Annotated in this window: 15 protein-coding genes and 1 pseudogene; 9 read left to right on the forward strand and 7 right to left on the reverse strand. The window is 69.5% G+C overall.

What is annotated here, in order from left to right:
* Window positions 1-104: 104 nt before the first annotated feature.
* The 7 genes from IZR01_RS06730 (at window position 105) to IZR01_RS06760 (ending at window position 9,614) form a co-directional block, all read left to right on the forward strand.
* Entirely contained in the window at window positions 105-1,208 is a 1,104-nt protein-coding gene (locus IZR01_RS06730; RefSeq protein ID WP_194896847.1) for a Rieske 2Fe-2S domain-containing protein, read from the forward strand.
* Between the two features lie 175 nt (window positions 1,209-1,383).
* Window positions 1,384-1,977: a TetR/AcrR family transcriptional regulator gene (locus tag IZR01_RS06735; RefSeq protein ID WP_194923296.1), complete on the forward strand. Its 594-nt coding sequence runs from the start codon at window positions 1,384-1,386 to the stop codon at window positions 1,975-1,977.
* 69 nt (window positions 1,978-2,046) lie between these two features.
* Complete coding sequence (locus tag IZR01_RS06740) at window positions 2,047-4,917, forward strand: beta-ketoacyl [acyl carrier protein] synthase domain-containing protein (RefSeq protein ID WP_194923297.1); 2,871 nt, start codon at window positions 2,047-2,049, stop codon at window positions 4,915-4,917.
* Entirely contained in the window at window positions 4,914-6,077 is a 1,164-nt protein-coding gene (redW, locus tag IZR01_RS06745) for an L-prolyl-[peptidyl-carrier protein] dehydrogenase (RefSeq protein WP_194923298.1), read from the forward strand. Before IZR01_RS06740 ends, redW begins: the two co-directional genes overlap by 4 nt.
* Before the next feature lie 70 nt (window positions 6,078-6,147).
* Window positions 6,148-6,465 (forward strand): RedY/HapK family protein, encoded by a 318-nt coding sequence (locus tag IZR01_RS06750; RefSeq protein WP_194892224.1) that lies wholly within the window; start codon window positions 6,148-6,150, stop codon window positions 6,463-6,465.
* A gap of 16 nt (window positions 6,466-6,481) precedes the next feature.
* Window positions 6,482-8,680, forward strand: coding sequence for an MMPL family transporter (locus tag IZR01_RS06755; protein WP_194923299.1), 2,199 nt, complete (start codon window positions 6,482-6,484; stop codon window positions 8,678-8,680).
* Window positions 8,681-8,984: 304 nt separating this feature from the next.
* On the forward strand, window positions 8,985-9,614 hold the full coding sequence (locus IZR01_RS06760; RefSeq protein WP_228553984.1) for a response regulator transcription factor: 630 nt from the start codon (window positions 8,985-8,987) through the stop codon (window positions 9,612-9,614).
* Here IZR01_RS06760 and IZR01_RS06765 read toward each other — a convergent pair.
* The 3 genes from IZR01_RS06765 to IZR01_RS06775 form a co-directional block, all read right to left on the reverse strand.
* The gene (locus tag IZR01_RS06765) at window positions 9,597-10,430 is read right to left on the reverse strand and encodes an AfsR/SARP family transcriptional regulator (RefSeq protein WP_194892221.1); all 834 of its coding nucleotides are present in this window, start codon (window positions 10,428-10,430) and stop codon (window positions 9,597-9,599) included. The genes IZR01_RS06760 and IZR01_RS06765 overlap by 18 nt on opposite strands.
* A 755-nt stretch (window positions 10,431-11,185) precedes the next feature.
* Window positions 11,186-11,737 (reverse strand): hypothetical protein, encoded by a 552-nt coding sequence (locus tag IZR01_RS06770; RefSeq protein WP_194923300.1) that lies wholly within the window; start codon window positions 11,735-11,737, stop codon window positions 11,186-11,188.
* A 622-nt stretch (window positions 11,738-12,359) separates the two neighbouring features.
* A complete protein-coding gene (locus IZR01_RS06775; protein ID WP_194892219.1) occupies window positions 12,360-12,653 on the reverse strand; it encodes a DUF4193 domain-containing protein in 294 nt (97 codons plus the stop codon).
* A gap of 541 nt (window positions 12,654-13,194) precedes the next feature.
* Between IZR01_RS06775 and IZR01_RS06780 the strand changes: the two genes are divergently transcribed.
* The gene (locus tag IZR01_RS06780; RefSeq protein ID WP_194923301.1) at window positions 13,195-14,928 is read left to right on the forward strand and encodes a DUF885 domain-containing protein; all 1,734 of its coding nucleotides are present in this window, start codon (window positions 13,195-13,197) and stop codon (window positions 14,926-14,928) included.
* A gap of 749 nt (window positions 14,929-15,677) precedes the next feature.
* Window positions 15,678-15,845 (forward strand): annotated as a pseudogene (locus IZR01_RS06785) (peptidoglycan-binding domain-containing protein); the annotation flags it as partial.
* Window positions 15,846-15,927: 82 nt separating this feature from the next.
* On the opposite strand, the gene IZR01_RS06790 reads toward IZR01_RS06785, so the two are convergent.
* From IZR01_RS06790 to IZR01_RS06805, 4 genes are all read right to left on the reverse strand, one after another.
* Window positions 15,928-16,995 carry an iron-siderophore ABC transporter substrate-binding protein gene (locus IZR01_RS06790; RefSeq protein WP_228558985.1) on the reverse strand — a complete coding sequence of 356 codons (1,068 nt, stop codon included), beginning with the start codon at window positions 16,993-16,995 and terminating at the stop codon, window positions 15,928-15,930.
* A gap of 70 nt (window positions 16,996-17,065) precedes the next feature.
* Entirely contained in the window at window positions 17,066-18,844 is a 1,779-nt protein-coding gene (locus IZR01_RS06795; protein ID WP_194923303.1) for an ABC transporter ATP-binding protein, read from the reverse strand.
* A 26-nt stretch (window positions 18,845-18,870) separates the two neighbouring features.
* On the reverse strand, window positions 18,871-20,598 hold the full coding sequence (locus tag IZR01_RS06800) for an ABC transporter transmembrane domain-containing protein (protein ID WP_194923304.1): 1,728 nt from the start codon (window positions 20,596-20,598) through the stop codon (window positions 18,871-18,873).
* A gap of 15 nt (window positions 20,599-20,613) precedes the next feature.
* A complete protein-coding gene (locus IZR01_RS06805; RefSeq protein ID WP_194892212.1) occupies window positions 20,614-21,675 on the reverse strand; it encodes an ABC transporter substrate-binding protein in 1,062 nt (353 codons plus the stop codon).
* Window positions 21,676-21,686 lie beyond the last annotated feature (11 nt).

Consider the following 21,686-nt stretch of genomic DNA (forward strand, 5'->3'; position numbering starts at 1 on the left):
CGGCCCGCCTCTGGCCGGCGCCCGCCGTCCTTCCCCGCCTACTTCCCGCATCCCGAAACCGGGCAGCGCTCGTCGGTGCCCGGGTCCGCGAAGGAGACAGCACAGTGATTCCCGATCAGTGGTACGCGATCACGCGCTCCCAGGACGTCCGCAACGACCGGCCTGTCGGCGTCCGCAGGCTCGGTATGGACCTCGTCCTGTGGCGCTCGACCGACGGCACGCTGGTGTGCCAGTCCGCACGGTGCCCCCACAAGGGCGCGAACATGGCCGACGGCCGGTTGCGCGGCGACACCCTCGGCTGCCCCTACCACGACTTCCGCTTCGACGCCGACGGCCAGTGTGTCCTCGCGCCCTGCCTGGGCGCCGAAGCCCGGATCCCCAAATCGATGCGCCTGGACACGCACGAGGTGCGTGAGGAGGCCGGGCTGATCTGGCTGTGGTGGGGTCGGCGGTCCGAGCCCCTGCCCGAGGTGCAGATCCCGCCGGAGGTGCGGGACAAGCCCGAGCTGTACGCGACGTCCAGCTGGTCCCAGCCGGTCAACTACACCCGGTACATCGAGAGCCTCCTCGACTTCTACCATGTGCCGGTCGTGCACCGGGACCACTGGTTCAACTGGTTCGACTATGTGGGATGGAGCGGCACCGCCAAGCACCTCGGTCTGGACGGCAGGCGGCGCTACTTCGCCATGACCAAGGTCGAGAACAGCCGCCTGACGGTCGAGGGCACCACGCTGCGCCACGACTTCGACTTGTGCCAGGAGGGCGACCCGACCAACCGGGCGCCGATGAACGTCACCTTCACGTTCCCGGGCATGGTGCACATCCACACCGAGCCTTTCGACGTCACGATCTGGATGACCCCGATCGACGAGGAGCACACCCAGGTCCTGTTCCGCTGGTACGAGGACGCGCATCTGAAGAAGGCGCTGCGGTTGCCGGCTTTGCGGCGGCTGATCCCGCGGATGGCGCTGTTCGCGCAGAAGCGGGTCCAGGAGGTGCAGGACATGCGGGTGGTCAGCCAGATCCAGCCGCGCGTCTCCGGTCGGCAGGTGAACCGCTTCGTGGCGGTCGACGAGCTCAATGCCAAGTACGTGGTGATGCGCGACCAGCTCAAGAAGCAGGCCGGGGCCGGGCCGGACGAGGCCGACGGGGCTTTCCGCGTCGACGACGCCGATCTGGAAGCCGACCTGCTCGCCCCTTCGGAGTGAGGCAGCCGCGTGACACAGAGCGTCGCCGGCGCTATGCTGTGAGTCATTGGGCAAACGCCCAAGGCGATCGGCCAAGGCAAACGCCTAAGGCGATCGCCCAATCGATGGTGAAACGGACAGCGGGCCGCCGACCGGCGGCGACCGACGCCGGCCGGTGATGACGGAGCGCAAACGGATGACACCCACGTCAGTGGAGCGGGGCCAGGAGACCAGGGCACGGCTGATCGCCGCCGCCGGCCGACTCATCGTCGAGGAGGGGTGGGGTGCGGTGACCACGCGCAAACTGGCGGCCCGGGCGGGCGTGCGCCCCGGCCTGGTCCACTACCACTTCGGTTCGGTCACCGACCTGCTCATCGAGGCCTCGCTGGAGACCGTCGAGCGCGAGGTCGGGATCGTGATGGGCATGCTCGCCCAGGCCCCGGCCGGCCTGCCGGGCGTGGAGATGGCCGTGACGGGGATGGCGCAGTACTCGGCCGACCCCGCCTCGACCGTCCTGACCAGCGAGATGCTGCTCGCCGCCACCCGGAACGAGCGCCTGCGCACGGGGCTCGCCGCCTTGCAGGGCAAGTGGCTCCAGGCGGTGGCGCAGTGGCTCGGCGAGCACGGCCTGACCGCGGACCCGGAGCCGACGGCGCTGGCCCTGGGCGCCCTGTTGGACGGCCTGGTCCTGCACCGCCTGGTCGACTCCGAGCTCGCGGTGCCGATCGACGGCCCGCTGCGCCGGCTGGTCGGCCTGCCCGAGGCGACGAACCGACCGGCCACCCCCTGACCGACGGCCGGGGTTCCCCGTCCCCGGCCGTCTGAGCCACTCAACCGACCGCGAAGGAGCTGCTCCGCCATGGATCTCCCCCCGAGCGAGCCCGTCGCGATCGTCGGGATGTCGGCGCTGTACCCTCGCGCTCGCGGCGTCGAGGCGTTCTGGGACCTGGTGACCGCCCCGCGGTTGCGGTGCGCCTGCACCGATCCTCCGGCCGGCGAGGACCCCGCGGGGCGCCCGGCTGTGCCGCACGGCCTGCTCGACATCGAGATCGATGTCGCCACCTTCAAGATCCCGCCGGCGCAGTCGGCCTCGATGACCCGGATGCAGAAGCTCATGCTTGAGGCTTCCCGTCAGGCGATGAGCGACGCGGGTCTGGCCGACCGGCCGGTCCGCGGCGAGCGCTTCGACGTGATCGTCGGCGTCTGTGGCGGACTGGATCGGCAGTATCTCAATGCACTGAGGGTCGAGGCGCAGCGCCTGGCCCGGGATCTGCGCTCCGCCGGACAAGACGGTCGCGACCCGGACATCGACCCGGACATCGACCCGGACATCGACCCGGACATCGACCCGGACATCGACCCGGACATCGGGCCGGCCGCCGGTGTCGCGGCGGCGGAACTGCTGGAGCTGCTGGAGCCCCGCCTGGCCGGGTCGCCCCATGACCGGGTCGGTGAGATGGCGAGCACCATCCCCGCGCGGATCGCGAGCGTCTTCAAACTCCGCGGCCGGACCCTCGCCCTGGAGGCCGCGGACGGTACCTCGCTCGTCGCGCTCGCCCACGCGGTCGGCAGTCTGCGCCGCGGCGACTCGGACACGGTGCTGGTGGTCGCCGGCCAGCTGCGGGAGAGCGGGCTGCTGGCCGGCGCCCTGGATGCCAAAGGCCTGACTTCGGCCTGCGGCCACCCCTTCGCGGGGCCGGGGGAGGGGTTCACCTTGGCCGAGGGTGTGAGCGCGGTGCTCCTCAAACGACTGTCCGACGTGGCCGAAGACGACCGGGTCCACGCGCTGATCCGCGGCTGCGCTCTGGGACAGGACCCGCGTCCGGGCACCTTCCGTTACTCGGTCTCGGTCGAACACCGCCGGGAGGTCGCCGAACTGGCCTACCGGGACGCGGACGTGCCCGCCGATTCCATCGGCCTGGTGGAGTGCTTCGGGTCCGGCTTCCGCGCTGAGACACAGGCCGAACTCACGGCACTGTCAGGCCTCTACACGGGCTCGCCGACCAAGGCGGTCCTCGGGAGCGTCCGCGACCGTCTCGGCCACACGTTCGCCAACGCGGGCCTGGCCAGTGTGATCAAGGCGGCTCTCGCGCTCCACCGCGGCACCCTGCCGCCTGTGTGGTCGCCCGCCGGCGCCCTGCCGGCTCCCGGCTCCGCGTTCCGGTTCCTGGCGAGCGCACAGCGCTGGGAACGGTCGGCCTCGCCGCGCCGGGCCGCCGTCAGCGGCGCGTCGCTGACCGGGATGCTGGCCCATTTCGTCCTAGAGGAACACCAGGCCGTCCCGGTCCCACCCGAACGTCGGCCGGTACGCCGGCCGGTGCGCGTCCGGGAGGGCGAACCGGTGGCGGTCATCAGCTGGGGTGCGCACTTCGCCGGTGCCAGCGGGCCCGCGGCCGTGTGGGACGTGTTCCGCTCGGGACGGGACCGCATAGGCCCGCTGCCGACCCGGATCCTGGACCGGGAGATCTACTTCGACCCCTCCGCGCTCAGCCTCATCCACACCTACACCGACCAGGGCTCGCCCGCCCCGGTCCCGGCCGTCCCGCCCCCGGGCCTGCCGATCACCCCGCGCCGGTGGACGGCGATGGACGCCGCGCAACGGGTGGCCCTGACCGTGGCGGCCCAGCTGTTCACCGGCGGTGGTCCGCCACCGGACGCCCTGCACGGTCCGGGTCTGATCGCCATCGGCTCCTCGCTGAGCCTGGGCCGCGAACGAGCCCTCAACAGCGCCGCCGAGCTGGATCTGGCCGCCCGGGCGATCCCCGCCCTGGACGCGCTCGCCCACCTGGACGGCGAAGACCGCAGGGGACTGGCGGCCCGTACACGCCGCCGGTTCGGCGCCCCCGAGGACCCGGGCGCGCCGGGCGCGCTGGACGGCTGGCTGGCCAGCGGGACCGCCGCCGTGATCGCCGGCGAGTTCCGCCTCGCCGCGGTCCCGGTCGCGGTGGAAGCCGCCTGCGCGTCCTCGCTGGCCGCTCTGGACCTCGCGGTGGGCGCCCTGCGCAGCGGTACCGCCCGCTACGCGATCGCCGGCGGGGTGGAACTGGCCTGCAACGTACGGGATCTGATCTTGTGCTCATCGCTCGGCCTGCTCTCGCACAGCAAGATCACCCCCTTCGATGAGGCGGCCGACGGCTTCTCGCCCGGCGACGGGTGCGCGCTGTTCCTGCTCAAGCGACACAGCGACGCCCTGGAGGACGGCGACCGCATCCTCGGCGTGATCCGCGGCGTGGGGGGATCCAACGACGCCCACTCCCTGATCGCGCCGGACCGCGGCGGCCAGGCGCGCGCCATGCGCCAGGCGTTCGGCGACGCCGGCTTCGGCCCCGACACGGTCGACTACCTGGAGGCGCACGGCACCGGAACCCGGGTCGGCGACCGGGTCGAACTGTCGGCCGTCACCGACGTCTACGGCGGGGGCGAGCGCCGGCGCCCCCTCCAGGTCGGCTCGGCCAAGTCGTTCTTCGGCCACACCTTCGCCGCGGCCGGGGCCGCCGGCCTGCTGCGGGTGCTCCTCGCCCTCCAGGCCCGCACCTTCCCGCCGAACGCCAACCTGCGCACCATCAGCCCCGAACTGGATCTCGACGCGATCCCCGCTTTCATCGACCGCCGGCCCGCCCCGTGGCCCGCCGGCGGGACCCGGCCGCGCCGGGCGGCCCTGAGCTCCTTCGGCACCGGCGGCATCAACTACCACGTCCTGATCGAAGAACACCCGGACGGAGTGTCATGAAACTCGACCTGGAGCCCGAGACGCACCAGATGCGCGACCTGGTCCGCGACTTCGCGCGCAGCAAGCTGACCGGCCCCGCCGATCCCCGTCCGGAGCAGTTCCGCGCACGCTGGCGCGCGGCCGCGGACCTGGGGCTCGCCGGCTGCTGCGCGCCGGTCGAACACGGTGGCAGCGGCATGGGAGCCGCGGAGACCGCTGGCGTGCTGGAGGCGCTCGGCGAAGGCACCGGCGACACCGGATTCGCGTTCTCCGTCGCAGCGCACTTGCTCGCCTGCGTCACCCCGCTGGTGCACTTCGGCAGCGACGAGCAAAAGCAGCGCTGGCTGCCCGGGCTGTGCTCGGGGGAGTTGATAGCCGCCCACGCGGTGACCGAGCCGGAGGCGGGGTCCGACGCGATGCACCTGCGCACACGCGCCGAACGGGTCGGCGACCACTACCTGATCACCGGGGCCAAGGCCTTCATCACCAACGCGCCGGTCGCCGACGTCTTCATCGTCCAGGCGGCGACCGAACCCGGCGGCGGCGTCTTCGGCCTGACCACGTTCCTCGTCGAGGCGGGAACACCGGGCCTGGGCGTCGGCCGGCCTGAAAGCAAGGTGGGTCTGCACGGATCTCCCATGGCCGAGATCCACCTCGACGGCTGCGAAGTGCCCGTGGGCCAAGTCCTGGGCGTTCCCGGCGGGGGAGCGAGCGTCTTCACGGCCTCCATGCACTGGGAGCGGACCTGCTTGTTCGCGGTCTACCTGGGGGCGATGAAGCGCGTGATCGACTCGACGATCACCCATGTCCGACAGCGCGAACAGTTCGGCACGCCGATCGGTGCCTTCCAAGCCGTCAGCCATCGAGTCGTCGACATGCTCCTGCGATACGAGGGGGCGCGCCTGCTCCTTTACAAAGCCGCGCACGACCTCGACCAGGGTGCCGTCGACGGTGTCTCCGCCGCGCTGGCGAAGATCGCCGTCAGCGAGGCGGCGGTCCAGGTCGGCCTCGACGCGATCCAGCTGCGCGGGGCGCAGGGCGTCATGCACGGCGAGGCCGAGCAGATGCTTCGGGACTGCCTGCCCGCCCGCATCTTCTCCGGCAGCAACGAGATCCAGCGCAACAACGTCGCCCGCGCCTTACGCCTGGACCGCCTTGAACGTCCTGAACGCGGTGCCTGACCGGTCGGCGTCAGTCCCGTCAATGCCGAATCAGATCCACCCCCGAGTTCCGATCGACGATGGAGTCGCCATGCACGTGATCGTTCATCCCATCCGGCTGCGCCCAGGAGTCAGCCCCGCCCGATTCGAGGCCTGGGTCCGCGAGACCGACTACGCGACCTGTCCTCAGCTGCCCAGCGTGAACGCCTTCACCGTGCACCGGGTCTCCGATGATCCGGATGCCAAGGTCCACTTCTTCGAGATCATCTGGGCCGCCAGTCGTGCGGCGTTCGAGCGGGACATGCGGATCAGCGCGTTCCGCTCACTCAGCGCCGAGTTCTCCGCGCTGGCCTCGGTCGTGTCCGAGATCTCCGGGGATCCCATCGAGCCGGGCTACCTGGCCGCCTGAAAGGACGAACCATCCGATGACGACACAACGACCTCCCTCGTCAGAATCGCCCGCCGCATCGCCTGCCGCATCGCCCGCCGGAACGGCGCCGCCGCGGTCGGCGAGCAGCACCTTCCTCCCGTTCCGGCGCCGCCGGGTGCTCTATCTGGTGGTCGTGCTCTGGCTGATCGTCATCGGCACCACGGCCGGCTTCTCCAGCAAACTCTCCGGCGCTGAGAAGAACACGGTCGAGGAGTCCCTGCCCAGCAGCGCGGAGTCCACCCAGGTCTACAAGATCCAGTCGCTGTTCCAGAACCCGGACACGGTACCGGCCGTCATCGTCTACGAGCGCGCCGGCGGCCTGACGGCGCAGGACCGGGCCAAGGCCACGGCCGACGCCAAGCAGTACGCCACCCTCACCGACCTCAGTGGCCAGGTCTTCGGTCCGCAGTTCTCCACAGACGGCCAGGCCGCCCAGACGGTGATCCCGCTCAACCTCGGCCAGAACTACCTCACCAAGGCCAAAGGCGCTGTGAGCGCGCTGCACGGCATCGCCGCGAACCAGGCGCCGCCCGGCCTCGCGATCCATGTCGCCGGACCCGCGGGGTACTCGGCCGACCTGAGTAAAGCGGTCGGCGGCATCGACGGCACCCTGCTGTACTCCACGCTCGTCGTCGTCATCGCCATCCTGCTGTTGACCTACCGCAGTCCCGTGCTGTGGCTGTTCCCCATCATCTGCGCGGGCATCGCGCTGACGGTGGCGCAGGGGATCATCTACCTGCTGGCGGCCCATGCCGGACTCACGGTCAGCTCCGACGGCGCCGGCATCCTCACCATCCTCGTCTTCGGCGCCACCACCGACTACTCGCTCCTGCTGATCGCCCGCTACCGCGAAGAGCTGCGCAACCACGACAGCCGCGTCGAGGCCATGTCGGTCGCCCTGCGCCGGTCCGGGCCCGCGGTGATCGCCAGCGCGGCCACCGTCGCGATCAGCATGCTCTGCCTCAGCTTCGCCGACATGAACGCCACCAGGGGCCTCGGGCCGGTGTTCGCGGTCGGCATCGCGGTGGGCGCCTTGGTGATGCTCACCTTGTTCCCCCTGCTCATGGTCCTCTGCGGCCGGTGGATCTTCTGGCCCTCCGTTCCCCGCGTCGGCGACGGCGAGCACGCGAACGTGGGCCGTTGGGCCGCCGTCGGCGACCGGATCGCCCGCCGCCCACGCCTGGCCTGGATCGGCACCGCGCTGATCCTCGCCGTGGGGGCCATCGGCATCGGGCAACTGCATTCCGGCGGCCTGTCGGTCGCCCAGGAGTTCACGGCCACCCAGGACTCGGTGGTCGGCAACGCCGCCGTCGCCCGCCACTTCGACGCGGCGGTCGCCAGCCCGCTGGTGATCACCGCGCGCGCCGGGGGCGCGGACCAGGTGCACCAGGCACTGCAAACGGTGCCCGGGATCGCGCCGGGCAGCGTCACCGCGCCCGTGCTGAAGAACGGGTACGCCTACCAGGAGGCGACTCTCACCGGCGCGCCGGACAGCTCGGCGGCCTACGTCACCGTGCGAAACGCCCGCACCGCCGTGCACGCCGTCGCGGGCGCGGACGCCAAGGTGGGCGGGGACAGCGCCATGAACCTGGACGCCCGAAGCGCCAGCGAGCACGACCGCGAGCTGATCGCGCCCATCGTCCTGGCCGTGGTGCTCGCCATCTTGATCCTCCTGCTGCGCGCGTTGGTGAGCCCGTTGCTGCTGATCGGCACGGTCGTGCTGTCCTGCGCCACCACCCTGGGCGTGAGCGCGCTGGTGTTCCGGCACGTCTTCCACTTCGGGGCCGAGGACAATTCATTCCCGCTCTACGTCTTCGTCTTCCTGATCGCATTGGGGATCGACTACAACATCTTCTTGATGACCCGGATCCGAGAAGAAGCCCACAATGTGGGAACACGTCCCGCCACGTTGCGTGGCCTGGCGTCCACCGGCGGTGTCATCACCTCCGCCGGCATCGTCCTCGCCGGCACCTTCGCCGTCCTGGGCACCCTGCCGTTGACCCAGTTCGCCGAGCTCGGGTTCGCGGTCGCCTTCGGCGTCCTCATCGACACCGTCATCGTCCGTTCGGTCATGGTGACCGCCCTGAACCTCGACATCGGCCGCCGTATCTGGTGGCCCAGCGCGCTGTGGCGTAAGCCGGATGCCACTGAGGCGACCCCGGTGCGCGATGCCGAAACCCCCGCGCGGTCCTGACCGTCGGCGGGACCGTACCGACCGGCGACGGCAGTGCCGAACTGCCGTCGTTCCGGTCGCGTGCCACTGAGATTGTCGATCCTGGTTTAAGGGCAGGATTTTCGCATAGCGTGACCACTCGGGTACATAATATGGGGGATTTCATGAACGTCGGATCTTGTCGCGTGTCGCAGGGGCCTGACGCGGCCCGTGTGCTGCCCCGCGCTGACGCGCACCGCCATGCTGACGCACACCGCCAAACTGGCCGTCGTCATACCGGAGCACGGATATGAAGCTCAGAGTCCTTCTATGCTGCGATGGATCGATGCTGTCCGGTTGTCTGCGGCTGCTTCTCACGCAGGCGGAAGACTTCACTGTGGTCGGCGAGGGCGCCGGTGACGTCATCCTGGACGCCGCCCGAGAACTGCGGCCCGACGTGACAATCGTCGTCTCCCCGGCCCTGACGATCAACGACGTCCACGAGCTCGGCGCCCTCGCCGAGGTCACCAAGGTGGTCCTGGCGGCCAAGGGGGAGAACGCCCACCGGGCCGTCGAGGCGATGCGCCGAGGCGTGCATGCCATCTTGTCCCAAGACGGCTCGGCGGAAGACCTGCTTCAGGTTCTGCGCATGGTCGTGATCAGCGACATGATGATCATGCCGGCCGCTGCCGCACTCGAGCTTCGACGCGAGCCGGGGCACTGGCACTCCGACGCATCCCAGCACCTGGCCGCCAAGCTGAGCGCACGTCAAGCAGAGACCATGCTCCTGCTCGCGCAAGGATGTTCAAACGTGCAGATCGCCGAGAAGCTGGCGGTGTCGGACGCGACGGTGCGCTCCCACGTCCACCAGCTCCTCGGCAGGCTCGGCGTGCGAACCCGCGCACAGGCCGTCGCGGTCGCCTACGAGACCGGGCTCATCACCTTGCTGGGCGAAGGCTCAGCAATGCATACGTGATCCCACCGTGGCTGAGCGGGAAGCAGAGAGCTCCCGTTCGGTCCACACCACCGAGAGATCGTTCAAATCCGGTGCCTGTTCCAGGATCTGCGCCTGCCGGCGCAGGAGCCCGTCGCCGGGTCGCACACCCAGCTGGTCGTCAAGGTGGCGACGGGTGATGGCGTAGGCCTCCAGCGCCTCGCTCTGCCGGCCGGTCCGGTACAGAGCCAGCATCAGCAGTTCGCAGAAGCGCTCACGCAGCGGATAGCGGGCCGTCAGCTGCTGGAGTTGAGGAACCGTCTCCCGCTCGTGGCCCAAGGCGATCCTCGCCGTGATCAGGTCCTCCCACGCCACAAGCCGGCGCTCGTCCAGGAGCGCGGCGGCGCCCCGGCAGCGCATCCCATCGCCCGCGTCGAACAATGCCGACCCTCGCCAGAGTTGCAGACTCGACTCCAGCAGTTCCGCGGCGCGTAAGGGATTCTTCGCCAGCTGAGCAGTTCCCTGCGCAGCAGTGTCGAGGAACCGGTTGCTGTCGATCCACCCCGCCGGCAGATCCAGCAGGTAACCCTTGGGTACGGCGCGAAGCAACGTCCCTACGGAAGCTCCCCCCGCTGTATCAAGGATCTTGCGCACCCGCGTCGCCGTCACTTGGAGGGCATTGTGCGTGTTGCGCATCGGCTGCCCCGCCCAGAGCTCCTCAGCGAGTTCGACACGTGCCACGGCGCGCCCGGGCTCCAACGCGAGCGTGGCGAGCAGAGCCCGCACCTTGCTCGCTTTTATCTCACGGTGAATTCCATCGTGCACAATTGATACTGGACCAAGAATACTGATCTCCATGCTTCCCCTCGCAAAGGTGATCAAAGGTCAAAGGCTTCCCCGCATCCCCCGATCGAATCGCCTCAGTTCGTTCTCGAGTCTCCCAGATCGAACACGGAGGCGCCATCCAACAAACGTATGTAGTGATTGGATAGGCGTCGAGGCGAGTCAGGGGGCTGTGGCTCAACCTTTCGTTTAGCGGGCATGGCTCGTACTGCACCGTTGGTGCGGTTGCGGAGTGGGGATGGCGGATCTTTGTGATCCGTTCAAATCTGATCTGTGCAGTACTGCCAGCGCGTTGCGGCGTTCTCTTCGTATTGCAGAAGTTGTTGATTCAATTAGTGTTGCGGATCCAGGTCCAGGCGCGAGCGGCGACGCTCTAGCATGACGAGAATCTCACGAACTACGGTGATACGGGTAGTATGTGCTGCTGAACCTGTGGGCCTCGGATATACGAATCCGGATGTGACCTGCAATCGTCTGGTATCGATGGGGCGCTGACTGACCCGACACACGTCCACCACCCGTGGCGGCTCGGACCAGTCACGCTGCGTCAGCGCGACTGCCCCGCGCCGATCGTCGAGGTCCGCGACGGAGGAGTCGGCAGGCGGATCACCGACTCGACCGACGGGCTGTTCTGAGCGCGGACCACCGCCAGTGCCGCTGCGGGCTCAACCTGCGTGGTGTCGATGCCGCCCTCAAGTGTTATGAGTGGCCTCGATCCGTCGGTGCGAAGGGGGCTGGATGACCGCCCGCCGCTGGCGGTGTGGAAGCGCTCACCCGCGGCGCTGGCGGCGCTGCCACGTGTGGGTGAGCGACTCGCCGATCGGCAGCGCCGACCATGCCCGGCGGGCCTCGAACAGCTCGGTCACCGCCGTGATTATCCGACCCCGGTCGATGATCGCCTCCACGGGAGGGCGGCGTCGGGCGTCGAGCAGGACCGCCAGAGCCGGCACGTCGGGCAGTCGGCCTGGAGGGGACCACCCTCGTGCTGTCGCCTCGTCGAGTACGGCGGCGACCTTGGTCACAAGGTCCTCATTCCAACCGTTGTATCCCTTGGTCAATTCACGGTTATGCGACCGCGGACGCCGCCGTGGGCCGTTGTGGATAACGTTGATGTTGGCGAACTCGGCGCCACGCCACACCCTTCCCCAGAATCCCTGATGGCAATCGAGCGCCGCTTCGACGATGAGGTGCTCAAGGTCGTGGGGCAGGCCGTCCTTGGCTGTGGCTGTCGTCTCGATCATCGCCGAGTCAGCGCGGCGAGCACGCGCCAGGCACGCCTGGTCGGAGACTTTGACGAATTCAACGCTGAGTGTGTTCCCCACGCGGACTCCTTTGACAGGCAGTGCCGGTCACGGGCGCCTCACTCTGCTTGGGACGGGCTGCCGAGACCGCAATCAACGTTTACCAGACCAGCCAGCCGATAGCGACTGTATAGATGACGTCGATCCGGTTCACGGCGGCTGTGCCAAAAAGATGGCGTTGATTCTCGCATCCACAACGGCGGCGTGACAGCTGCCGACGATGTCGGCGGGGCAAATGCCTTTGCTATGCCAGACCCGTCGGGTACTGCGACGTTGACGGTAGCTACACGCGAGATGCGCGTGTCCGGCGCCTCGGGAAGGTGCTCACAGCGTTTCGAGAGCAGTTGTGAGTGATGTCTTGTTGTGGCCGACGAAGGTGAGTCTGGCCGGCTCCGGTCGTTCCAGGCGGAGCCGACGACGGCGTTCGTGTAGGGCGGGAGCGCTTCAGGCGATACCGAAGGCCATCTGGCGGATGTGTCTTGACGCGCTGTCGGATGACGGCGTCCGGCGTCTGGATGCACCCTGCTCGCAAGGCTGGCTGGCGGGTTGACGCCGTCGACGAGGCGGTCGAGTGGTCGGCCGAAGCCTGGTTTGTGCGGTGGGTGTGATGCAGATCTCCGTATAGAGCCGACGCGGAAGTGGCTCAAGCGCAGCTTTTGCAGATCCATTCGCGGCGAGTGTGGCGGGCCAGGAGGCTTCGGTGTTGGACCAGAAAGCACCTGGTGCAGGTGAACTCGTCGCTTTGGGGCGGCAGGACTCGAACGGTCAGCTGTTCGTTCGAAAGGTCCGCTCCGGGCAGCTCCAGTGACTCGTTGTCGCTCTCGTCCAGTTCAGCCACCTGGACGACGGCCTTGGTGCGGGTGGCTTTCAGCTCCTCGATGCTGTCCTCGGCGAGGTCCTCGTCGGTCTTGCGTGGGGCGTCATAGTCCGTAGCCATAGTTCCTCCAAGATTTTGACGTGCACGGCCGCGAAAACGCGGCACGGCGGGATAATATTCCAGCTATCCGCAATCCCGCTATTTGCGGCGGCGCCCGAGCGACGGCGTCGCGGATCAGCCCCGCTGAAATTGCTCCGCGGCTCATGGTATCCAGTACGCGGAATTGCAAACAATTCAGCTGGCTCGTAACCGCCGGTGCGGCGGTCGGACCCCGTGACAGCCGCGGTATCCAGCGCCGTGGCCACCGCGACCCGCCGGAGCACTCGCCCGACTGCTCGGCGACGGGCCGCCGCCGGCCGCCTCCTGCGAGGTCCTGGAGCGTCGGCCGAGACCGGTGCCTTTCGGGCGCCTGACCCGAGACCGTGACTCGATCTTCACGTACTGCCGGCTTCACGTACTGCTGGGGCCCGAGCGAAGCTGGAGGTTGACAGTTCTACCAAAAGCGGCGAATGCGATGCTCAGCGGGTGATGCCGCGCAAAGACGATCATACTTTTCTCAGCGGATCGATCGCCGATCGCCGGCTGTGGAGGGAAGCGCGCGATGTCTCAGCACACCAACTCGACCACCGTTGTCCGTTTGCCCCGCGCCATCGCCGACGACTACATCCGCACGCTGGCCGGGCTGGATGCCTATCTGGCGGTGCGGACCGGGCTCGACACCCCCGACGGCAGGCTTCCGGATCTGTCGCCGGCCGGCCTGGCCGCCGTCGCAGACCTGGCGCGCAGCACGCTGGCCGAGGTGGACGCCGCCGTACGGTCCGGCGGTGTCGTCGATGCCGGGGAGCAGCGCTGCGGAAAGCTGCTTCGGGAGCGTCTGACCGCCGAGCTGGCGCTGCGCGAGGCCGGTGAGGACCGGCGCTCGGTGCTGCCGTTCAACGTCCTCACGCTGACCGCGCCGTCGGCGTCGCCGCTGATGGGCCTGCGCGACATCTTCACCCTGATGCCCACCGACACCCCCGAGCACTGGCAGGCCATCGGCCGCCGGATGGCGAACATCCCGGAGGCGCTTAAGCAGTACCAGGCCACGCTGGCCGACGCGATCGGCCGCGAATTGCTGTGCGGTCCGAGACAAGTCGCCGCCGTGCTCGACGCACTGGGCCAGATGACGTCCGGGAAGGGTGCGGCCGGCTGGTTCGGCGACTTCGCCTCCGGGGCGCCGGAATCGGTCCGATCCGAGGTGGCCGTGGCTGCGGCGTCGGCGAATGCCTCGATGGCCGGGATGAAGGACTGGCTGAGCCGGGTCTACGCTCCGGCCGCAGCCGGTCGGCCGGAAACGGTCGGGTCGGAGCGTTACGCGCGCTGGGTGCGCTTCTGGTGCGGCACCGACCTCGACCTGGAGGAGGCCTATAGCTGGGCGTGGGAGCAGTTCGCAGATGTCGGCGCGCAGATGCGGCAGGTCGCCGACGCGGTGCTGCCGGGTTCGACGCCGCTCCAGGCGATGGCCTGGCTCGACGAGCACGGCGAGGCCTATGACGGAGTCGACGCCATCCGCGCCTTTCTACAGGAGCAGATCGACCGGGTGATCGACGACATGCAGGGCGAGTATTTCGACCTCGCCGAACCGCTGCTCAAAGTGGAGGCGATGATCGCGCCGGCCGGCGCGTCGGCGGCCGCCCCTTATTACAGCCCGCCGTCTGTCGACTTCTCCCGTCCGGGCCGGACCTGGTTGCCGACCGGCGGCAAGGACCGCTTCCCGGTCTGGCGGCTGGCTGACCTGTGGTACCACGAGAGTGTCCCGGGCCACCATATGCAGCTGGGTCAGTGGACGTACCTGGCCAAGGAACTCACCGTCTACCAGAGCACCATGGGCTTCGTCGCCGCCAACGCCGAGGGCTGGGCGATGTACGCCGAGCAATTCATGGACGAGCTCGGCTATTACGCGAACGACCCCGGGGTCCGGTTGGGCTATCTCAACGCTCAGATGCAGCGCGTCCAGCGGGTCGTCATGGACATCGGCCTGCACGCCGGGCTCGCCTTCCCCGCGACGTCACCGGTCTTCCCCGGCCAGACGATGACCCCGGACAACGCCCGCGAGTTCTACGGTGCCTTCTGCGGGCTGCCCGCCGACCAGCTCGACGCCGAGATCATCCGCTACCTCAGCCTGCCCGGGCAGGCCATCACCTACAAGGTGGGCCAGCGGGTCTGGCTCGCGGGCCGGGACGCCGCCCGCAAGGCCCACGGCGAATCCTTCGACCTGAAAGCCTGGCACATGGCCGCGCTCTCCCAGGGCTCCCTGGGCTTGGACGAGCTCGCCACCGAACTGGCGACAATCTGATGTGGACGATCTGACGTGGATGTGTAGGCGCCACGTCCCTGGTGCGGGCGTGCGGGCGTGCGGGCGTGCGGGCGGCGCCATCTGGGCGTCGACACGTTCGCTGTCGCTGCGGCGGTCGGTGCGGCCAAGGTGAAGCCGCAAGTGCGGCGGCGGATCACAGCGTTGTTCGTTGCGTTCGAGGCCGGGATGCCGCTGGTCGGCCCCGCGCTCGGTTCCCCGCTCGCGCACGCGTGAGGCGGTGGAGAAGGCCGCGGGGGTCGCGTTGGCTGCGCTCGGTGTCTATCTGCTGGGCATCGATACACCACGGTGGCGTTGAAAGCGCTAGATGACGGGTGCCTGTGGACAAGATCGTGGAGATCTTGGACTGATCAGCCTGTCAACTCAGCGTTCTGCGTTCAAGCGCGCATTCGACAGTTGCCTGACCCACGGCCCAAACCGCAGGCAGCGGCGTTGTCGCGTCGGGGGAGCGCCGCATAGTCGCGGGCTGGTCTAGCTGCCGGTCCGGGGCGTCGCCGACGATGGGCAGCTCGTGTTGCCGGTGTCCGCATGACCTGCGCCCCTCCGGCCGGGCTCGAACGAATGCCGCGTCGCCCATCGGTTCCCGTGTTGCTCCTCGCAACCACACGCCAAGGATTGGAACGTGTCATGAACCAGTTTGTCGATAGCCATCGGTTGTCCCGACGCAGGCTGCTGACCCTCGCCGGTGGCGCTGCTGTGGCCAGGTCCAGGACTGCTCCAGCGGCGACGACGTCCGCGCTGCGCAGGTGGAGCTGAACCGCTTCGGCTATAACCTCTCCGTCGACGGCAACTTCGGTTCCGGCACCGTCAGCGCCGCCCGCGCCTTCCAGTCCGCGCACAGCCTGGGCGTGGACGGCCAGGTGGGACCGCAGACCTGGCAGATGCTCGTCGGTAGCTGACCGCCGAGCTCTGATGGCGACCGCGGAAGACTGCGGAGACCGCTGCGGTCGCCACCTCGACCAATGCAGAGCTCTATGAGTTCTACGCGGCGAGCTTCTTGAGTGCGGCCTCCAACGCGTCCAGTACGCCGAGGGCGTCGCTGTAGCCGGACGGCAGGAAGTAGACGGTCCCGTAGAGGCGATCAGTGGTCACCGCGGGCAGGGTCTTCCACAGCGGTTGCGCGAACAGCTGCGGACCGAGGTTCGCGGGCGCTCCGGTGTTGGTCGCGTAGTAGAAGATCGCGTCGGCGTTCTGGAGCTTGCCGATCGTCTCGTAGGACATGCTCTGCTGGCCGGTGGCGCCCACGGCCTGCGAGGCGTCGGCGAACTTCACCCCGGCGTCGGCGAGGATGCCGCCGATCGGGGAGGCCGCTCCGTAGAGCCAGAACTGGCCGTTGTCGAAGCCGCCTTGAAGCAGGTTCCAGCGCAGCTTGCCGAGCTCGTCCGCGTACGTGGCCTTGATCCCGGCGGCACGCTCGGTGTAGCGCTTACGCAGCGCGGCGAGGGCGTCGGCCTGTCCGAGCGCGGTGGCGGTGTCCTGGGCCATGTCGCGCCAGGGGGCGTTGCTGGCGTTGAACGGCAGGATCACAGTCGGCGCGATCTCTTTGAGCTGTTCGTACGGCGGCTTCTGTCCGTCGATGCCGAGGATCAGGTCTGGCCGCAGCGCCACCACCTTCTCCAGGTCCACCGCGCCGCCGACGGTGCCGTCGGAGATCTTCGGAATCTGCCGCCAGCGTTCGACGAACTGCGGCTCGACGTACTGTTCCCCGGCGCTGTAGACGCCGATCGGGGCCGCACCCAGGTCGAACATGGCGGCCATGGTGAAGCCGTCGAGCGTGACCACCCGGGTCGGGTTGGCGAGCACCGCGATGGCGCCGTTGACGCTGCTCACGGTCCGGGTCGAGCCCGATGCCGAGGGAGTGTGGCCTTTGCCATCGCTCCCGCCGCACGCGGCCAGGCCGAGGCCGGCCAACCCGGCGATCCCGCCGGCCAGCAGTCCGCGCCGGGTCAGCTCGTTGACGATGCGGGTGAACTCTTCGTCCACCTTCAGATCGGGCGGGGTGGTCAGGGTGGCGCTCATCAGCGAGTCTCCGAGGCTTGGGCCGGTCATGGAATGAACCTAGGCTGGAATGAACTTAGGTTAGCCTCACCTAAGAGGCGTGCCAAGATCTGGAGTTGGCTCAGCTGCGGTGCCGGGACCACGCCAGCCAGAGATGGGCATAGTGTCCGTCGGCCGCCAGCAGCTCGTCGTGGGTACCGCGCTCGACGACGCGGCCGTCGGCCAGCACGACGATCTGCGCGGCGGCCACCACCTGGGAGAGCCGGTGTGCGATGATCAGCGCCCCGCGATCCCGGGTCGCCGCTCGCGCCGCCTCGTCCAAAGACCTGGCCGCGTCGCTGCCGCCCTCGGCGGTCGCCTCGTCGAGGATGACGAAGGGCGGGTCCAGCAGGAGCAGCCGGGCCAGGGCGAGGTGCTGGGCCTGGCCGCCGGTCAGCGGGTGGCCGCCGGCGCCGATGAGGGTCTCCGTGCCTTGCGGCAGGGCTGATACCCAGGACAAGGCGCCGGTGGTGGCCAGTACGGCGCTGATCCGTGCGTCGTCGGCCTCCGGCGCGGCCAGGCGCAGATTGTCCGCGACGGTTCCGGCGAACAGGTGCGGCTGCTGGGCGATCAAGGCGACCCGGCCGGCGACCGGCGCTCCGCCGATGGTGACGCTGCCTGAGCCCGGCGTGTACAGGCCGGCTGCCAGGCCGGCGAGCGTGGACTTGCCGGACCCGCTGACTCCGACGACCGCGACGTGCCGGCCGGGTGCGACGTCGATGCTGATCCCGGACACAGCCTCCTGCGTACCGGGCGGACCGTAGCGGAAGCTGACCTCGTCGATGATTAGAGAAGAGTCGGCAGCGGCAGCGGCGCGGTCGGACCTCGGGACAGGGACAGGGACAGGGACGGCCTCATGGTCGCGGACCCCCAGCAGCCGCGCGATTCCGGCACCCGCCTGCTGAAGATCGTCGAACACGCCGAGCACTGTGTTGATCGGGTTGAACAGACCGACGAAGAACAACGCGGCGCTTGTGGCGGCGCCGACAGTGGTACCGCCGTCGTGGATCAGGACCGCGGCCGTGGCCAGGATGGTGCCGAGGCCGATGAGCTCGGCCCCGTTCAGCCGACCGTAGAACCTGGTGGCCAGGCGGGTCGCCTGGATCTCATACGACACCGCGTCCAGCGAGGAGCGCGCGGCCGCGGCGCGGCGGGCCGGCCCGAGTCGCAGGGCACGAACAGTGGGCAGGGCGGCGAACGTCCCGAGCAGCGATTCGGTGCGCCGCCCCTCGGCGATCCGCCCGGCGGCGTAGACCGGCCGCGACGACCGCAGATACCAGCGCAGCGTCCACAGCTGGATCGGCACGGCCGGCAACGCGGCGAGCAGGAAGCGCCAGTCCAGCGCGGCCAGACCGATGAAGGCCGCGCAGACGGCCAGTGCGGCGGAGGTGAAGTCCGCGAGGGATTCCTGCGCGGCCTCGGTGATCTGATCGACGTCGTTGCAGACTCGGGAGATCAGGTCCCCGGAGCCCCCGGCCTCGGCCACGTCCACCGGCAGGGCGACAGCGGCGGCCAGGACGTCCTCCCGCAGTTCGGCGACGGCCGGCAGGACCAGCCGGGCCGAGAGCCGCCCCGCCGTCCGGGCCGCCAGCGCGCCCACGAGCACGGCCAGCGCGAGGCCGATGACGGGACCGACCGCCGCCCCCCGCCCGCGCCGCTCTACCAGTGCCTGCACGATCTCGCCGGTGGCCAGTGGCGCGGCCAGGCCCATCGCCGCCGTCACCACCATCGCGCCGAGGGCCGCGGCCAGCAGCCCCGGCCGACGGCGCGCGTGGCCGGTGGCCCAGGCCAGGCAGTGGCGGTTGTCGGCGACCGGTAGCAGGCGTGCGGTGGCGGCAGCAGGGGCGGTAACGGGGGCCATAGCAGGCGTGATAGCGGCCCCGACGCTCACCGGACCACCACGGCGCGGTAAGCGTCCAGCGACGCGACGAGCTCGTCATGAGTGCTGTCCACCGCTCCCCGGCTGTCGCAGAACACCACCCGATCGCAGCGTGAGAGCAGCGTCGGGCTCGTGGTCACGATCAACGTGGTCTGATTCTCCCGGTAGCGGCGCAGGTTGTCGGCGATGACGGCCTCCGTGGCGCTGTCGACGGCGGTCGTGGGATCGTGCAGCACCAGAACGGCGGGCCGCGCCGCGAGCGCCCGGGCCAGCGCGAGCCGCTGGCGTTGCCCGCCGGACACCGATCGGGTCCCTTCGCTCAGTACCGTGTCCCAACCCTCCGACAGGGTACTGATGACCTGGTCCGCGGTAGCTGTCCGCGCCGCATCAGCGGATCCGTGTGCCCCCAGGTTGTCGCGGACCGTCCCCGGAAACAGGGCGGCATCGTGGAGCGCGACGAGCACCGTCGACCGCAGGGTGTCGAGATCGTAGTCCCGCAGGGCCCTGCCACCGAGCCGTACCTCGCCCCGAACCGGGTCGTATTCGCGAGCCAGCAGCGCCGGGACATCGGCCGCCGCGCGGGTGTCGTCCACGACCAGCCCGGTGATCCGGCCGGGCTGGACGGTGAAGTCCAGCGCGGTGCCGGAGCGTCCGACCGCGGCGCGGAACTGTAGATCGGCGTCAGATGCATCAAATACATCAGATACATCAGATACGTTGGATGCGTCGCGACCGTCCGGAGCTTCGAGTCCCGGCACTTGTGGCTCGATGACGCCGACCGGAGCTCGAACCAACTCCAAGACGCGTTCCGCCGATGCGATCGCCCTGGCGCGCGCCGGACCCAGACCGAACAGCGTCTGGAGCGAACCGGTGAGGAACTGCGCCAGGCCCAGCGCCGAGACGAGATGTCCGAGACTGAGCCGGCCGCCCAGGGCGAGCCATCCGCCGACCCCGGCGATCACCATCAGGTAGGTGCCGGTGGCCAGGGTCCTGAGTCCGGCGAGCGAGGATTCCATGCGCGCAGTGCGTGCCGCCGCGTTGAGCGCCGATCGGCTGGCGGCTGTATAGGCGTCGGCGGCCGCGCGCTCGGCACCGATTCCGCGCAGGACTCGCAGACCGCGCACGATGTCCTCGGCGAGGGTGGCCGCGTCCGCAGAGCCCTGCTGTTCTCCCCGGTAACCGGCGCGCAGCCGGTCCGAAGCCTTGCTGATGGCGAGCAGCAGCACGGTCACGCAGACCAGGACCACCGCGCCGAGCACGGGGGAGAACCACATGAGCAGCGCGGTGGCGACGACCAATGCCACCGCGGCGGCCAGCCCGGAGGCGCAGATGCCGGCGAAGGCACCGATGCGTGCCGCGTCGCTGCCGGCCAGGGTCAGCAGCGCTCCCGGCGGGGGTTCGACGCCGCCGCCGGGCCGGACGGCCCGGTCGACGACCAGCATGCGCACCTCGTGGGCGGCGTATTGCTTGGCCCGCTGGCTGGCCCGGGCCCCGAACCGGAACGACAGCGACAACAGCGCGAAGTCGGCGGCGAGCACGGCCAGCCAGGGCGCGGTCCTCGCCGGCCCGCCGTCGGCCGCCGCCGCGATCGCCGCGCCGACCACCACCGGCACCAGCGATTCGCCGAGCTGGTGGCTGCTGTACAACAGGCACGCCATCGCCAGGTCTCGTCGTCGCGACAGCAGAGCAGCGCGGATCAGCGAAGGCGCGGAGGCGGGCAGGGTCTCGGTATCCACGGGAGCGGCAGACCTCTACGACAGCGGGGAGGTCGGCCCGATGCCGGGCTTCGCGGAGGCGAGGTGGTCGGCCAGTCCCGTGAGCAGCCCGGTGAAGTTGGCGTAGCTGTAGGTGTACCAGGAGGCGAGCTCGGGCCGCCAGGACTGGCCGGCCGCGACCGCCGGGATCTTCGCCCACAGCGGATTGGTCGGCAGCGGGTCGGTGACGGCCCACACGAGCAGGTCGGCCGGGATCTGTGGCGCGCGTTCCCAGCTGATCGGCTCGCTGTAGGTGTTCTTCTCGCTCTGCGCGATGGCGACCAGCTCGACGCCGAGCCCGGCGACGGTTTTCAGGATCGGCCAGGTGCCGCTGTTCATCACACCCAGTTCGGTGGCACCGATGTCGAACACGAATCCGACGCGCACGCCGGGGTTGCTCTTCACCGCGCTGCGCACCTTCTCCGCAGCGCTCTGATAACCGGTCTTCGCCTCGGTGTCGGCCAGCCGTGCGCCCACGGCCGCGGTGATGTTCTCCGCGGTGGTGACGATGTGCTCGATCGGCTGGTACATGCTGATCCCGACGACCGGTGCGATCTGCGCGGCGGCCGCGGTCTTGCTGATGGTCTGCAAGGCGCCGTCGGCCTGGACCACGTCGATGAGCAGATCGGGCTTGGCGCCGGCCAGTGCCTCCAGGTCCAGCTGCCCGTCCTTGCCGCCGATCTGGACGATGCCCTCCTTGGCCAGGTTCAGCTGGACGGACTCGGTGGTGGCCGGGTCGCTGGCGAACGCGGCGACGGGACGCAGCCCGGCGGGCCACAGTGCCGAGGTCACGGTGTCGGTGAGCAGGGCCACGCGCCGCGGTTGGGTCGGCAGCCTCACGGTGGTGCCCCGGTCGTCGGTGAAGGACCAGGACCCTGAACCGGCCGCCTGGGCGGCGGGGGTCTGGTCCGAGCCGCAGGCGGCGAGCAGGCCGGAAAGGCCCGCCCCGGCTATCGAGGCGCCGAGCAGGCGGCGCCGGGACGGGACGAACGGGACGGAGGCCCGGTAGCGGGTGCTGCGGGTGGGGGCGATGGGTGTGGCGAAGGGTGTCGGCGACATGGTGCGCGGTT

The sequence above is a fragment of the Catenulispora pinisilvae genome, from assembly GCF_015356865.1.
Lineage (GTDB): Bacteria > Actinomycetota > Actinomycetes > Streptomycetales > Catenulisporaceae > Catenulispora > Catenulispora pinisilvae.